We start from the raw sequence: 15,037 nt of genomic DNA, 5'->3' as shown, positions 1-15,037 counted from the left end.
AAAAAACGCTCAGGAATCTCCCTAAGCGTTTTTCTTTCATGCAAAACTCATCTGATTTTTTCCGGAAGTCTTCGAAACATAAAGTGCTTGATCGGCAAGCTTAAGAATATCTTCTGGATTGACTCCGTCCTGCGGCCAAATCGCACAGCCAATGCTGCAGCCGACTTTCACTTCATTCTTCGCCAATTGAATCGGCTGATTAATGATGCTGATCATCTCATTTGCATAAAGCTTGCCAAATGCCTCAGGATCGTTTTTTGAAGGGATGATGCACACAAATTCATCTCCCCCATATCTCGAAACAAAGCTCGGTTCAGCCACGGTGTTCATCAGCCTTTTCCCAATCTCAATTAAAACAGAATCCCCAACATGATGCCCGAAGCTGTCATTAATCTCTTTAAAACCATCTAAATCAAGAAATAGAATGACAAACGACTCTTCTCCCGCCTTCGCATTTTTCATTGCTTTTTCCATATTCAAATACAGAGAGAAGCGGTTAGGCAAACCCGTAAGACCATCATAATACGCCAGGTCTTCCATTCTGCCGAGTTCATCTTCTGTCTTTTGCAGGTCGGCAATCAAATCTCTCAAAGAATCTGAGAGCACTTCGATATCTTTGATCCCTTTATAATCTGGTATTCTTACGTTCTTCCCTTTTTTCAGGGAATGGGCTGCTGCAGAAATCGCTCCCAGAGGCTCAGCAATTCGGCCAGCTGCAAACCAGCCGATGACGGCGAAAATCAATGCAGATGTGATGCCGAGAAGCATGATAAATTGCTGCAGCTCAGATGCAGAAGCAAAGGCCGCATCCTCTGCCTGCCTTGCTATAACAGTCCATCCAAGGCCTGAATAGTCTTTGTAGCCGCTGCTTCTTGCATATCCTGTTACATATGACTTTCCATCCGGCCAGGTTTCAATCTGCCAATCATTTTCTTTTTCTTTGGCTTTTTTTATGCTGTCTAAAGGTAAAGATTTCCCCACCATGCTGTCCGGTCCAAGGAGAACGGTCTGATCTTTTGCACTGACAATGAAAATCTCAATGTTCTCTCTTTTTCCTTTTAACGGCTTCAGCACAGTTTCTTTTATTTCGTTCGACCATTCCCAGCTAAGGTGAGCTGCAAGAACCCCTTTAAACTCTGAATTTGAGCCTTTCACAGGTGTACTGATATCCACAAACTGAAGCGGCTCATCCCCTGGATTCGGAAGAATTTTAGAAAGCAGAACCGCATCGTGAACATCCCCGATAAACGGTCCGGTCAGAGCGTGTTTAAACACTGGCCGATCTGAGATATCTGTCCCTATCAGCAGTTTATCCGTTGCCGCCGTTACAATTCCATCTTCATCTGTCAAACCAACCCATGAAAAAGAAGGAATACTTTTATGAAGCTGATCAAGCATATTTTGAGTGTAGACAAGATTTTCAGTCTCCCTGACCGTTTCAAGTTCGCTCAGCACTTCTATTTCTGTATATCTGGACCACATAAATGAATCCAGCTTATCTGACATTTGAAAAGCCATTTCTGATAATGAATTCCCAGACTGATTTTTCACTTCATGAACAGATTTGCTGCTGATCGTGAAGCTTAAAAAAGCAGTAAGTAAAAAAATAAGAATCCCAAAGCTTAGCGCAACATACGTTTTTAAATTCAGTGACACATTCCAACCCCATTTTACCCAGTTCATATTCTCTCTCTTATATCGGACAAAAGTCCCGGAATTTGAATGGAGAATTTAAGAGAACGAAAATTCTATTTTTCCTTCTTTCAGAACAAGGCTTGCATCAAACGGTTTCTTGCCTTTAAAACCTTTCAGCTTATTCGTTTTCCCTTTAAGACACAGCTGTTTAATTTGCGCCGCTGAAATCGATTTGCCCAAAAGCTTTTTCGGAAACGTCTGCTTGCAGCCTGTTTTGTAATCTGTGCATCCGTAAAAAGTCTTGCGGTCCATGATGCTGCCCTTTTTACATGCAGGGCAAACACAAATGGCTTCTCTTGTATCTGCAGCCTGAGGTGCAGACACTTCTAACTTCTCCATGCTCACACTAGCCTGATCAAGCAATGTGAAACAGAATTTTTTGGCTGTATCAATGAAAACGTCTTTTGACTTTTCCCCGCTGCCGATCCCCTTCAGATAAACTTCCCATTTGGCTGTCATTTCCGGCTTTGAAAGGAGTGTGCCCTCAACAGCTTCACAGAGAATTTCCCCTTTGCCTGTAACGAATACCTCGTTCTTTTTGACTTCAATGAATTTTCTCATCAGCAATGTATCAATAATTCCTGAACGTGTTGCCTCTGTCCCAAGTCCCTCGGTACTGTTCAGGGCTTCTCTCATTTCTTTGTCTTCAACATGCTTGCCTGCCGTTTTCATAAGGGTAATCAGCTGGCCCTGAGTGTACGGTTTAGGCGGCTGCGTCATGCCATCCTTTACTTTTACAGAAGCATCAGCTGCTTCCCCATTTGTAACTTTCGGAAGCATTTGATCTTCTTTTTTTTCATCCGCTTCCACGGGGTCTTTTTGATACAGTGACTTCCACCCCGGATTCTTCAACGTTTTGCCTTTACTGATGAAATCATTTTTTCCAATAGAAGTCACAATGGTTGTTTCATCGTACACATAGTCCTCCATAAACATTCCAAGTGCTGTTTTTATGACCTCTTCATAAACGGATTTTTGTTCATAGCTAAAAGAGTTGAAAACAGCAGAACTGACCTTCTTTTCAGTCGGTACGATAGCATAGTGATCACTGACGCGCTTAGGATCTACGTATCTCTTTGATGGATTCAGGCGAACGGGGTTAAAAGACAGGGAAAGTGCCTGCTGATACTGGCTGATGTTTGCTTTAATGTAACTGAACTCTTCATCTGTAATATATTGCGAATCTGTCCGCGGATAGGAGATGTATCCTTTTTCATATAATGATTGAGCCGTTTTCAGGACCTGGCTCGGACTCATTTTCCTTTGTTTATTCAGCTTTGCCTGCAGAGTGGATAAGCTGTGAAGCTTTGGTGAAGGCACGCGTTTTTCAGCAACTTCTGTCCTTTTAACTCTTGCATTATACGTTTTCTGATCAGCCGTAATATCAGGTCCTACTGCTGCAAACAATTCTTCAGATGTTTTAAATCGGCCTTTCAGCTTGCCTGTATACTCCCCGTTCTCGACCTTGAAGGCTGCCTGCATCTCGAAGAAAGGTTCTGGTTTGAAATTTTCGATCTCTTTTTGCCGGTCATAAATTAATTTTAATACAGGGGTTTGAACTCGGCCCACGCTGAACACATCGCGGATCCCCTTTTTTTGCAGATGCAGGGTATAGAGCCTGCTTGCATTTAATCCGACAAGCCAGTCCGATATTTGCCGTGCTTGAGCTTCGTGAAACAAATGAATCGTTTTGCTGCCGTCATACAGCTCATTAAAGCCTTTTATGATTGCATTCTCCGTCAAAGAAGAGGTCCAGAGCCGTTTTATCGGCTTTTGGTTTGCTCCAGCCATCATGATCAGCAGGCGCGCAATGTTTTCTCCTTCACGGGCCGGATCTGTTCCGATAATAATTTCATCCGCTTCTTTTAATAGCTCTTTAACAATCTTAAATTGCTTCGCTTTTCCTTTACTCACTTTATACAAAAACTGGTCTGGAATAATCGGCAGCGTCTCAAGCCTCCACTTTTTCCATTCATCTTTATATTCATCAGGATTTTTAAGCTCAACTAAATGGCCGATTGCCCAGGTGACCTTCGCGCCATTTGGAAAGATAGGGCACGCCCCGATCTCCAAGTATCCCTCTCTTTTTACAAAAGGAAACGGAGCAGCGAGTTTACGCCCCTGATCAGGTTTTTCTGCCAGTATAAGAACTCTCGACATACTTTTTTGAACCTCTTTTCAAACATGTAATTAAGAGAAGCTATGGATCTGCTGTCCTCTCATTCTATCTACAGTATGAAACATCTTCTCTGAAAAAGAAATACATGACACAGTAGGCTCAATACTAAAAATAGATTTTCTATTAAAATCCAGGCTCTTACATGCTCCAAATTCCAATTTTAGACTAGACAAACAAAAGACGGGAATGGAATAAATCCTCACAGATTCCTTCCACTACCGTCTTATATTTCTTCAATCCTCTTACGCTTTCTTTTCTCCAATCGATTCGCCTTCTACCAAGGTCACATAAATCCGTTCATTTTCTGCAGGCACATCTTTGATCAGCTTCAATAATTGTTCAGCAGCGACCGCACCCCACCTGCGTTTTGAATAGTCAATCGTAGATAGCCGCGGCTTGGTGTGATGTGAAACCTCCAGGTTGTCAAATCCGATGATGTGAACGTGCTCTCCTGCATTGTACTCTGTATTAGCCAAGTAATTGTACATGCCAATCGCCATTTCATCATTTAAGCAAAAGGCAGCAGCAATTTGATCATATTCATCAATGATTTGCTCTGCGGCCCGCTCTCCCGCTTCTTTAGTAAAATCCCCTGGAATTTCTGTATATTCAATATGAGAATACCTTTGTACGGCCTGTCTTACTGCGTTTAATCTCTGCATCGAATCGAATGAATCTTCCGGACCTGTCACCACATACAGTTTTGTATGTCCTTTCTCAACAATATGATCTATGGCAAGTGTGGCACCCGCTTTATTATCCAATAAAACCTGATTAATATTTGGATGTTCGATTTGCCGGTCGAGTATCACTATTTTATGTCCCCGCTCTGCATACATCAAAAGTTCGTTGCTTGAAAACGTCGAATCGAGAATAATTGCACCATCAATCATGCGCTCAGGCAAATACCGGTGAGAATGCTCCCCGCTGCAGACAATCAGTCCATAGTCATTTCTGCTGAGATATTCCAATATCCCCTGAAGCAATTGGCCATAAAATGCTCCGCTGAAATCAGTCAAATAGACACCGATCACTTTCGTCTCTCTCTTTTTAAGGTTACGGGCAGCTGCATTAGGAATATAATTTAATTCTTTGGCAATGGCTAAAATTTTCGCAGAGGTTTCTTCTGTTACTTTAGGGCTGCCGTTTAGTGCGTAGGATACCGTTGAAATGGAAACTCCTGCTTTTTTAGCGATATCTTTAATACTGACCAAGAAACTCTCTCCTATCTCTTCCCTTAACATTACAGCTATTATACAATACGGCGGTCAATCATGACCGCCTGCTGTTCATTACATAAAAATTTCAATCTCAGCTGTTTGGTGTTCAACCCTTTTTTCCAGTTCAGCTCTTGGAATGCGAATGCCGCTCTCACGGTATTGATTTTTCAGGATTTCCCCTTCAATCTCATTCCCGTTAATTAGAACATGGCTTAGTTTTTCACCTTTTATGCGGTAAGTAAACGTAATTTGCTGTCCCATATACTCAAATTGAAATTTAAGGCCATCTAATCGTTGAGGAACCACGGGATCGATGACTAAGTCACCTTGAACTTGCCTGATTCCGAGACAATTGGAAATCAATTGATTCATATAAATGCCAGGACCGCTTGAATAGATTCTCCATCCCCCTTTAACAGGGACTGTGCCATCGCGCAATTCGTTAAATCTTTCCTGTGCCGCGTAGCGGTTATTGAATTTCCCGTCCGAGCTGCTGAAGTAAGCATTGCTTTGGCGGCGTTCAGCGTTTGGAACGGTCTGACTAATGCCAACTGGATTAATTATGGAAAGCCCGTCCCAAACCTCATCCACTTTTCCGAGCTTAGCCATTGCTTCTACATAACGGATATGTGCATGAACATATTGAAGTCCTACCTCACGGCCAAAATTGGCTGCTTGTTCCGCCCGTTTAAAATGAGTGCTTACCCCTCCTGCGTACATTGCAGGACGGTTCATTAAGCGGACTCCATCCGGGCAATAAAGTTCCTGTTTAATCAGCTGATAATGTGATTCAGCCTGTTCAGGCGTAAGCAGTTCGCTGATCATGCTCCGTGTCATCGGCAATAGACGATAGCTGATGCCTGTCTTTGTATCTTCCGGGTGAAGCATAAGCTCTTCCTCGCCCATTTTTTCCATGTAAATAAATCCAGGTATCACATCTGTCTGAAGCATGTATTTATTGAAATCAGCTTTAATTCCTGCAGCAAGTTTTTCGAGACTGTCAGCCTCTTTTTCATCCACTTCCCCAAGAACTTGTGAAAACTGGCTGATCACCTGATATGTCAAGGCTACTGTCCAGCTGCTGACCATATATTTTTTCAGGCTGGCATTTGCAGGCTGCAGAGTATCGTCCCAATCTCCGTCACCATAGGAAGACAGATAAGTGTCATGCAGAAAATGCTGTTTAATATAGTCAATTTCCTTGTTTGCATGATCTAAAATTGTTTTTTCCACGTCCGTATATTGAAAGGATCCGCGGATGGTATAAGGTACTTTTTCAGTTAAAATACTGTAGTCCTTTGTAACAGCAAGATAATCACCCAGTATTTTAAGCGGCCAGACGATAATGTCGCCGTGGCTTTCACCATGCTGGATTTTAGAATAGTTGTCAAACATAAACCATTGCGGCCAGTTTCCATCATCCTCATATTGGTGGGAGTATACGGTCTTGATAATTTCGCGGACGGAATCATATTTTTGTGTCGCCATGAAATATTCAGCTGGCCCCTGGCACACATCCCTTGTACCCCATGCAGCCCCTCCGTATTGTTCAAGACCGTGGGGAACGGAATAATGGACAAGCATATTGTGTGTGTACCACCAGGCAAGGTCGTTCACTTTTTCAACTTCTTCGGATTTCCCGTCAGGCAATGACAAATGGAAACCATTCATGACCTCTTGATAAAATTCACGGTAACGTTCGATTTCCTGTTCTGCATCAAGAAATGACGCTGACCTTTCTTCCCCGTGAAGATGTCCTGTGAAGACTATGTTCCATTCACTCGATGCAGATAACTCCATCACAACTAAGGAAGCAGAAAGCGGCTCAGCATTTTCGGCAAGCGCCCGCTCATCTTTGAGTACCGGATCTGCGCCTTCTACCTGAAGACGATACATTAATTCCGGATAAACACCAGCACTGTCTGATGCAGCATCTGCATGAAAAGTGAGGGTTTGACCAGTTTTCTCCATTTTGAACGAGGTTTCATATTCATTATTGTTCATTGAAACTTGGTTCGTCACAAGATAGCGATAAGCTCTTCCATTTAAAGAACGCACATGCAAATGAACTTCAGGCGAATCAACTGTTGTGAAATTCGTAATTATCAGCATATCTTTTTCAAACTTGTAATACCACCGGGCATAATTGAATCCCATTTCAAACATAGACGGCATCGTTAAAAGCTGATAAACTCCATCTATTTCCGCATATATGCGCTGTCCTGACGTTTTCATTACATTCAGCGCATTTCGGGTGTTAGTCAGCATTTTATTAAAGGAAGTATTTCCGATCACAAGCTGCGAATTGAACACACCATACATAAAGGACGACGTCGTAATAATTTGATCAGAGAGTTTGTCATTGTTCCCTGTCATCAGAATATGACCATGAGAACGTTCGACAAGCATTTCCTTTTCCTTTAAAACGATATGCTCATGTGTATTTGTAAAGAAGGAAAGCAGGGTATCTCCTTCCCATTCTTCCTGATGTCTGTCCGGAAAGTACTGATCCACTTCTTCTAAGGTCATAGAAAGTGTCTGCAGAGGCGTTCCTATCTCAGAAGATGGTGAAATCTTTCCAATAGATTGAAAGTCTTTCTTGCTTTCTGTCTTGTATTCATTCCATGCATCCTCTGCCTCATTTGCATATTCCAGTGCAGCAACGGCTTCAGGATGATTTTCTTTGAATAGGCCATAAAAAACAACCTGTGCTTTCCCCGCTAATTTCACTCGTTCCGATTGAAGAGCTGTATAGGCAAATTCATATTGGTACACTTCATTTGCCAGATTTTCTTTAGTTAATGCTTCTGGAATGTTTGTTTCTTTATAAGATAAGCCATAAAACTGATATCCGTCCGTTGAATAGCCGGCAGCTTTTGTCAGGGCACCCTGCTGAATATAAGGAAATCCAGCGCTCTGAGGCTGATTTTGGCGGGAGCACACCACATAGCCAAAACGCTCATGTTCAAAAACCCGATGATCAATATATTGGGAAAGGTATGCTTCGTTTGTACGGACTGCCCCTTTGTTTGCAATTCCCAGATCTTGCCCGTAAATGACGTCTGCAATCACGTCATGACCTTCTAGCTCAATATTCCAATACCAAATGCCTCTTTCTGTTAATTGAAACGTCACTTGATAGGATACTTGTTCAGCTTTTCCTTCCCAAATAACCTCAGAATCTGTAAAGGATACTGTGCTGTCAGACTGTACACCAATCAAAGGAAAAAACTGAATCTCACTATCTTTATGCAAGCGCAAATACAGATTATTTAATGATCCGTCTATCGGATTTGAGATCCACTGATTAATCATTGTATCTTTATGGGCGGCTAGTCTCAGATCCCCGCTGTTTAAAAAGCTGAAGCAAATATCTCCTGCTTTGATTTCAATTGTTGAACCAGTCATTGTAGTCATGTTTTTATCCCTCATTTTCTTTCAATAATTCAAATGGCAGAGCAATAACATCCGTACTGTTTGAACCTATATAAATATGAAACTTGCCCGGATCACTTTTATATGTCAGATCTGAATGATGATAACGAAGCTTTGCTTCGGATAATTCAAACGTCACTTCTTTTGTTTCCCCAGGATGCAGAAGAATTTTCCGGAAATCTTTCAGTTCTTTTAAAGGACGGACAACTTCTCCTGCCAGATCTTGAACGTATAATTGAACGGTTTCTTCTCCGGATGCTTCACCTGTGTTTGTCACCTTCACAGATACTTGCAAAGTCTCTTTTTCTGTAATGGCATCCCCAGAGAGGCTTGCTTCGCTATAAGCAAAACTTGTGTAGCTTAGACCGAATCCAAACGGAAGAAGCGGTTCATTAGGGATATCCAGATATTTTGAAACATATTCATCCTGTTGTGCGTGTTCAGGCGGGCGGCCGGTGTTAAAGCAATTGTAGTAGACCGGCACTTGTCCGACAGAGTGTGGAAATGACATGGATAAACGGCCTGATGGATTAACATCTCCATATAATAAATCTGCTATGGCTGCACCTCCCTCTGTCCCTGGGTACCACGCTTCAAGTAAAGCATCCGATTGATCGATCACACCGTGCAAATCCAGAGGACGTCCATTAAAGAGAACTGTTACAATCGGTTTATTCAGCTGTTTCAACGCCTTGATTAATTCAACTTGTATTTCAGGAAGACGGATATTTGACCTGCTTTTTGCTTCCCCGCTCATACCAGAATGCTCTCCTAAAGCAAGAACGATCACATCCGCTTTTTCTGCAGCACTTAGAGCTTCTTCAATCTGACCAGTATTCCCCTCTTCAATCTCACAGCCTCTGGCTATATGGAGCTTTGAAGAATCCAGTTTCATTCTAAACCCGTCTGCGAGCTTTACAGCTTCATCTTGTGAACCGAGCCATGACCATGGCCCTAAAAGATCGCCGCTTTCAGCAAACGGTCCAATAAGAGCTATATTCATGTTTGTGTTTAAAGGAAGAACGCTTTCATTTTTTAATAGAACACAAGATTTTGCTGCAAGTTCTCTCGCTGTCTGGCGGTGTTCCGCGCTAAGAACAACTTCTTTTTCAAGCTGCACATCTGCCCCCCGATACGGGTTATCGAATAATCCTAATTTTTGCTTCAGCTCCAAAATCCTTAAGACTGCTTCATCAACAAGCTTTTCATCAAGCAAATCCGCTTCTATTAAGCTCTTTAAATGGTTGACGTAACAGGCAGTCATCATTTCAATATCAACTCCTGCCTGGAAAGCTTTAAGTGCTGCTTCTGATTCATCAGCGGCGACGCCATGGGGAATCATCTCTTTGACTGCTCCCCAATCAGAAATAAGAATACCGTCAAATCCCCATTCCTCTCTCAGTACATCCCGCATCAGCTTCTTATTTCCGCTTGCAGGAATGCCATCAACTGTATTAAAAGCCGTCATAACCATTTCACAGCCTGCATCAAGCGCTGCCTTATAAGAAGGAAGATAATATTCACGCAGCGCACGCTCTGACACATCAACGGTATTGTAATCACGTCCGCCTTCAGCAGCACCGTATGCAGCAAAATGCTTCACACATGCCGCAACCCGATTCAGATCAGATGTTAAATTTGTCCCTTGAAAACCGCGGACAAATGCTTCTGAAAATCGGCTATTAAGATATGGATCTTCTCCCGTTGATTCCATCACTCTTCCCCATCTCGGATCACGCACTAAATCAACCATAGGTGCAAACGTAACATGCACACCGGACACAGCAGATTCTTTAGCAGCAATCTCCGCACTTTTTTCAGCTAATTCAGTGTCCCATGAGCATCCGATTGCAAGCGGCACTGGAAAAATAGTCTTATATCCGTGAACCACATCAGCCATGAATAAAAGCGGAATTCCTAATCGGTTTTCTTTCATATGAGCAGTTTGAATATCCATGGTTTCTTGTGCTCCTGATGCACCTAAAACAGATCCGCTATTTTGAATAACATCCTTTGTGATTCCCATTTCTGCCATAGGGCCTGTTATTTGCCCTTCACTGCTGGCTCCTTTATAAAAAGGAGTTGCCAGCTGCATAAACTGAGCAATCTTTTCATCTAGTGTCATCTTCTTGATCATAGAGTTCAGTTTCTGTTTCACTATTTTTCATCCCCCATATATTAATAACTTTTAAAAAAGTATGTAATAAAAACGTTTCGATTTACTATTTAATTGGATTATAAACGCTTTCATTTTATGAGTCAAACAATATCGAAACGTTTTTAACGCTGTTAAATCTCTTCATTTCCTATTTATTAGCGAATAAATAATAGAAATCTGTTGCGAAAATGATAAAAATCCAAAATTTTTATGTTGAAAACGATTACACACTCCATTATAATAGCCCTATCGAAACGTTTCTACGATTTGTTTTATTCCTTGCTTTGATCATAATAAGGAGTAAAGCCGCTGGATTCAGTCAATCTCTATTTTTTTCTTCTTAATAGAAACGTTTCACTGAAGGAGGATGGGTTAAATCTTTCAATCTTACACCTTTCTATACTTTCTTAATGCTAAGCGTTTACACCATTGATTCTTATCAATGAATTACATGAACTGGGGGAAATAAAATGAAGAAATCTGCAAGATTTAAGAGCAAAAAATGGATAAGTGCTGCAGTATTAGGAACATTGCTTGTTTCTGGAGTGATGGCAGGCTGCTCAAGTAATTCAGCATCATCCGATAAAACGGTCATCACTGTCTGGGGCATGGGCGAGGAAGCTAAATCCCTTCCAAAAATTGCTGATGAATTCGAGAAAGATAACCCGAAAATTGAAGTGAAGGTTCAGGCAATTCCCTGGGATACAGCGCATGATAAATTATTAACCGCTGTTGCTTCAAAAAAAGGCCCGGATGTTCTGCAGATGGGAACAACCTGGATTCCTGAATTTGCTTCTGCAAATGCATTAATGGACTTAACACCTCACATAAAAGATTATCCGGAGCTTGATCCTGCCAAGTATTATGAAGGATCCGTAGAAACGACTAAATTTGAAGATAAAACAGTAGGAGTGCCTTGGTACATTGATACGCGAGTTCTCTATTATCGTACAGATTTGCTGAAAGAAGCAGGCTATAATGAAGCTCCAAAGACATGGGATGAACTTCAGGACGCTGCAAAAAAATTATCTGAACGCGGAAAAGGCAAGTATGGAATAAGCCTTGATACCAAAGAACAAAGCTTGGCATTCATGTTTGCAAGACAAAATGGCTCAACCCTGCTTGATGACCAAAATAAGCCACTGTTCAACGAACCGGAATTTACTGAAGCTGTTGAGTACATAAACGGATTTTTCAAGAATGGTTCAGCCCCTAAAGATGAACTGGGAATTGATATCATCCAAGGCTTCCGGGATGACGGAATTCTTCCAATGTTCATCAGCGGTCCATGGATGATTAAACTTATTAATGACCAGGCTCCAGAGCTTGAAGGGAAATGGGCTACTGCTGTTCTTCCCGCAAAAGAAAATAACATCTCGGCACTTGGCGGATCCAATCTATCGATCTTTGAACATACAAAAAATAAAGATGCATCTCTAAAATTCTTAGCATACATGAATAAACCTGAAACGCAGCTGAAGTGGATGGAAATGACAAATTCACTGCCATCAACAAAAGCAGCTTGGGAAGATGAATCCTTAAAAGAAAACCCGCTTTACAAAACGTTTGGAGAGCAAATGGAGCACTCACAATCAATGCCTGTAATGAAAGAATGGGAAAAAATTGCCCAAACTTACTTAAGCACCTTTGAAAAGATTTACCGCGGCGGTGCAGATGTAGAAAAAGAATTAGATCAATTCAACAAGAAGTCCGAAGAAATTTTAAACAAATAAAAGTGACAGTATTGAGCTGACAGGCAGAGTCCTCTGTCTGTCAGCCATCATTAATTATTGGCTAACGTGAAAGAAGGGATTCCCTTGAAAAGCATCATTAACAACAAAACACCATATTTCTTCATAGCCCCTGCGATTATCTTGTTGTTCTTGTTTTCATTGCTGCCAATCTTTGTGGCTCTGATTATCAGTTTCACAGATATTGATTTAGCAGGCTTAGCAGATTGGTCAACCATAAACTTTATTGGATTGCAGAATTATACGGATGTTTTAAGCGATGAGATCTTCATTAAATCTATCCTAAACACCCTTTTTTACGTAATCTTTGGGGTTCCGCTTGTCATTATCTGTTCCCTTGGAATCGCTCTGCTTATTAACTATGGAAAAGCACGTATTTTCAAAGCCTTCAGAGCTGTATTTTATATGCCTTCAATCACTAATGTTGTAGCAGTTGCCGTTGTATGGAGTTATTTATATAACCCTCAATTCGGTTTGTTCAACTACATATTGGAGCTGCTGCACATCTCTCCCGTCCCTTGGCTGCAGCACCCTGTAATGGCAAAGGTATCTTTAATTGCTTTAGCTTTATGGCGTGCAATCGGGATCAATATGATTATTTTTTTAGCAGCACTTCAGGGTATTCCAAAAACGTATTACGAGGCGGCTCAGCTTGACGGTGCAAGTGATTGGAAACAGTTAACAAAAATCACCATTCCTCTGCTCCGCTATGCGATTTTCTTTGTCTCCATTACTACGATGATCGGCTGGCTGCAATTTTTCGAGGAGCCATTTATTATGACAAAGGGCGGACCGCTTGACAGCACAACCTCTGTCGCATTATTTATCTACCGCAATGGATTTCAGCTCAGCAACTTCGGCTATGCTGCTGCTGGCTCGTTTATCTTGTTTATCGCCATCATCATTGTGACAATGATTCAATTCAGATTACAGAAAAAAGATGTTGTTTATTGAGGATGAAGAGGTGAGTACGATGAAAACAAAGACAATGAAACAGCCGGTGTATTTAACTGAAAAAGAGCGTTATAAACAGTGGACACTTGGCATCATTTTAACAATTGGCGGCTTTCTTATCTCCATCCCATTCATATGGATGATTCTCTCGGCTTTTAAAACTGAGAGTGAAGTCATGCAAATCCCGCCAACCCTATGGCCAAGTGAGTTTACCCTTGAAAATTTTGTTAATCTTTTCGTCAACATGAATTTTGCCGTTTATTTAAAGAACACCATTATCGTCGTGCTTTTTTCTTTTGCTGGATTGTTTCTAAATGCGATGGCGGGATATGCCTTTGCAAAATTCAATTTTAAAGGAAGAGAAAAGATTTTTTATATGGTGCTTGCTACTATGATGATTCCCGGACAAGTCACGATGATTCCTGTTTATTTAATTCTAAACCAATTGCAGCTGACAAATACAATGGCTGGAATTGTCTTGCCTGGTCTTGTTGGAGCCTTCAGCATTTTTCTGTTCAGGCAATTTATGTCCACTATACCGGATGAATTACTTGAGGCGGCAAGACTGGATGGGGCAAGTGAATTTCGCGTCTTCATGCAAATCGTCCTGCCGATCTCAAAGCCAATTCTTGCTGTTCAGGGAATCCTTACCTTTATTGCAGGATGGAACAGCTTCCTATGGCCATTAATTATCGCAAATGACGAGGCACTGTATACTCTCTCAGTTGGTTTGTCTTTATTAAAAGGCCAGTATGGAGGAAACTTTGCCCTGCAAATGGCAGGATCAACCTTTATGGTCGTTCCGATCATCATCATTTTCATCTTATTTCAGAAACACATTATTGAAGGATATACGATATCGGGAATGAAGTAACATGAAAAGGAAAACTGCTGTTGAGGGGGCCTGCAATTTATGCGGGTCCTTTTTTTTGGCTGTGTTCGCATAGATATTTGTTTTCGATTATTATTGTTGTCCGTTCCTTTCCGCTGCAATCCACCTAAGGTTTTTACCAGTTAGTCTAAAAGCATCAAAGTTTACGAAAAGAACCTTTTATAACAGCTTTTATCTCACTTGCTTATATCCGCTAAATCACTCCGCACTTATCACAAGTTTGCCTATTTTTCATACGATATTTTACAGGTGCAATACTTTACCTCAAAGCAAAGGATGTCGGAATATGCCAGCCATAGTTGGAGCATTTAAAGTAAATGCCGTTGGTACGAGCAGCATTGTTCATATCGGGGATGTAATTACCATCTCGCCATACAGCGAAGTCAAAACCTTTGCAGGGGCTGGATCTTTCAATACGGGAGACGGTTTGAGCATTAACAATCAAAATAGTGTTACGAATGCTTACGATAATGACACGATTGACCAGCCAATAGCGGGAAATGCATAGTGTCATATGATTCCTCAATTGAGCAAACTCCCGGGTTTTGTGGAATCAAAGGAGGCGTATGTTTCCTGGATTGAACAAACTCCCGGGTTTTGTGGAATCAAAGGATGCGTATGTTTCCTCAATTGAGCAAGCTCCCGGGTTTTGTGGAATCAAAGGGGGCGTATGTTTCCTCAATTGGTCAATGAAACCTCCAACAGTAGAGGTTTTCCTTATCCACCACTGTTGGTTAGTTGAACCAATCGGGC

Annotated in this window: 9 protein-coding genes; 4 read left to right on the top strand and 5 right to left on the bottom strand. The window is 41.5% G+C overall.

All coding sequences use genetic code 11. The features are described from left to right. Positions 1-36 precede the first annotated feature (36 nt). From AC3ISE_RS04740 to AC3ISE_RS04720, 5 genes are all read right to left on the bottom strand, one after another. The gene (locus AC3ISE_RS04740; protein WP_489223240.1) at positions 37-1,683 is read right to left on the bottom strand and encodes a sensor domain-containing diguanylate cyclase; all 1,647 of its coding nucleotides are present in this window, start codon (positions 1,681-1,683) and stop codon (positions 37-39) included. Positions 1,684-1,731: 48 nt separating this feature from the next. After that, positions 1,732-3,855, bottom strand: a complete 2,124-nt coding sequence (locus tag AC3ISE_RS04735) for a type IA DNA topoisomerase (protein ID WP_489223239.1) — start codon at positions 3,853-3,855, stop codon at positions 1,732-1,734. 261 nt (positions 3,856-4,116) lie between these two features. Further along, positions 4,117-5,088 carry a LacI family DNA-binding transcriptional regulator gene (locus tag AC3ISE_RS04730; RefSeq protein ID WP_489223238.1) on the bottom strand — a complete coding sequence of 324 codons (972 nt, stop codon included), beginning with the start codon at positions 5,086-5,088 and terminating at the stop codon, positions 4,117-4,119. A 78-nt stretch (positions 5,089-5,166) separates the two neighbouring features. Further along, a complete protein-coding gene (locus AC3ISE_RS04725) occupies positions 5,167-8,511 on the bottom strand; it encodes a GH36-type glycosyl hydrolase domain-containing protein (RefSeq protein ID WP_489223237.1) in 3,345 nt (1,114 codons plus the stop codon). A 4-nt stretch (positions 8,512-8,515) separates the two neighbouring features. Further along, positions 8,516-10,687 (bottom strand): glycoside hydrolase family 3 N-terminal domain-containing protein, encoded by a 2,172-nt coding sequence (locus AC3ISE_RS04720; protein WP_489223236.1) that lies wholly within the window; start codon positions 10,685-10,687, stop codon positions 8,516-8,518. Positions 10,688-11,157: 470 nt separating this feature from the next. On the opposite strand from AC3ISE_RS04720, the gene AC3ISE_RS04715 reads away from it, so the two are divergent. The 4 genes from AC3ISE_RS04715 (at position 11,158) to AC3ISE_RS04700 (ending at position 14,792) form a co-directional block, all read left to right on the top strand. Beyond that, positions 11,158-12,420, top strand: coding sequence for a sugar ABC transporter substrate-binding protein (locus tag AC3ISE_RS04715; protein WP_489223235.1), 1,263 nt, complete (start codon positions 11,158-11,160; stop codon positions 12,418-12,420). Between the two features lie 84 nt (positions 12,421-12,504). Continuing rightward, positions 12,505-13,392, top strand: coding sequence for a carbohydrate ABC transporter permease (locus AC3ISE_RS04710; protein WP_489223234.1), 888 nt, complete (start codon positions 12,505-12,507; stop codon positions 13,390-13,392). A 19-nt stretch (positions 13,393-13,411) separates the two neighbouring features. Next, on the top strand, positions 13,412-14,266 hold the full coding sequence (locus tag AC3ISE_RS04705) for a carbohydrate ABC transporter permease (protein ID WP_489223233.1): 855 nt from the start codon (positions 13,412-13,414) through the stop codon (positions 14,264-14,266). A gap of 304 nt (positions 14,267-14,570) precedes the next feature. Further along, positions 14,571-14,792: a spore germination protein gene (locus AC3ISE_RS04700; RefSeq protein WP_154317879.1), complete on the top strand. Its 222-nt coding sequence runs from the start codon at positions 14,571-14,573 to the stop codon at positions 14,790-14,792. Positions 14,793-15,037 lie beyond the last annotated feature (245 nt).

The sequence above is a fragment of the Metabacillus sp. KH_069 genome (assembly GCF_057838075.1).
This window is presented reverse-complemented; position numbering and strand designations above follow the sequence as displayed.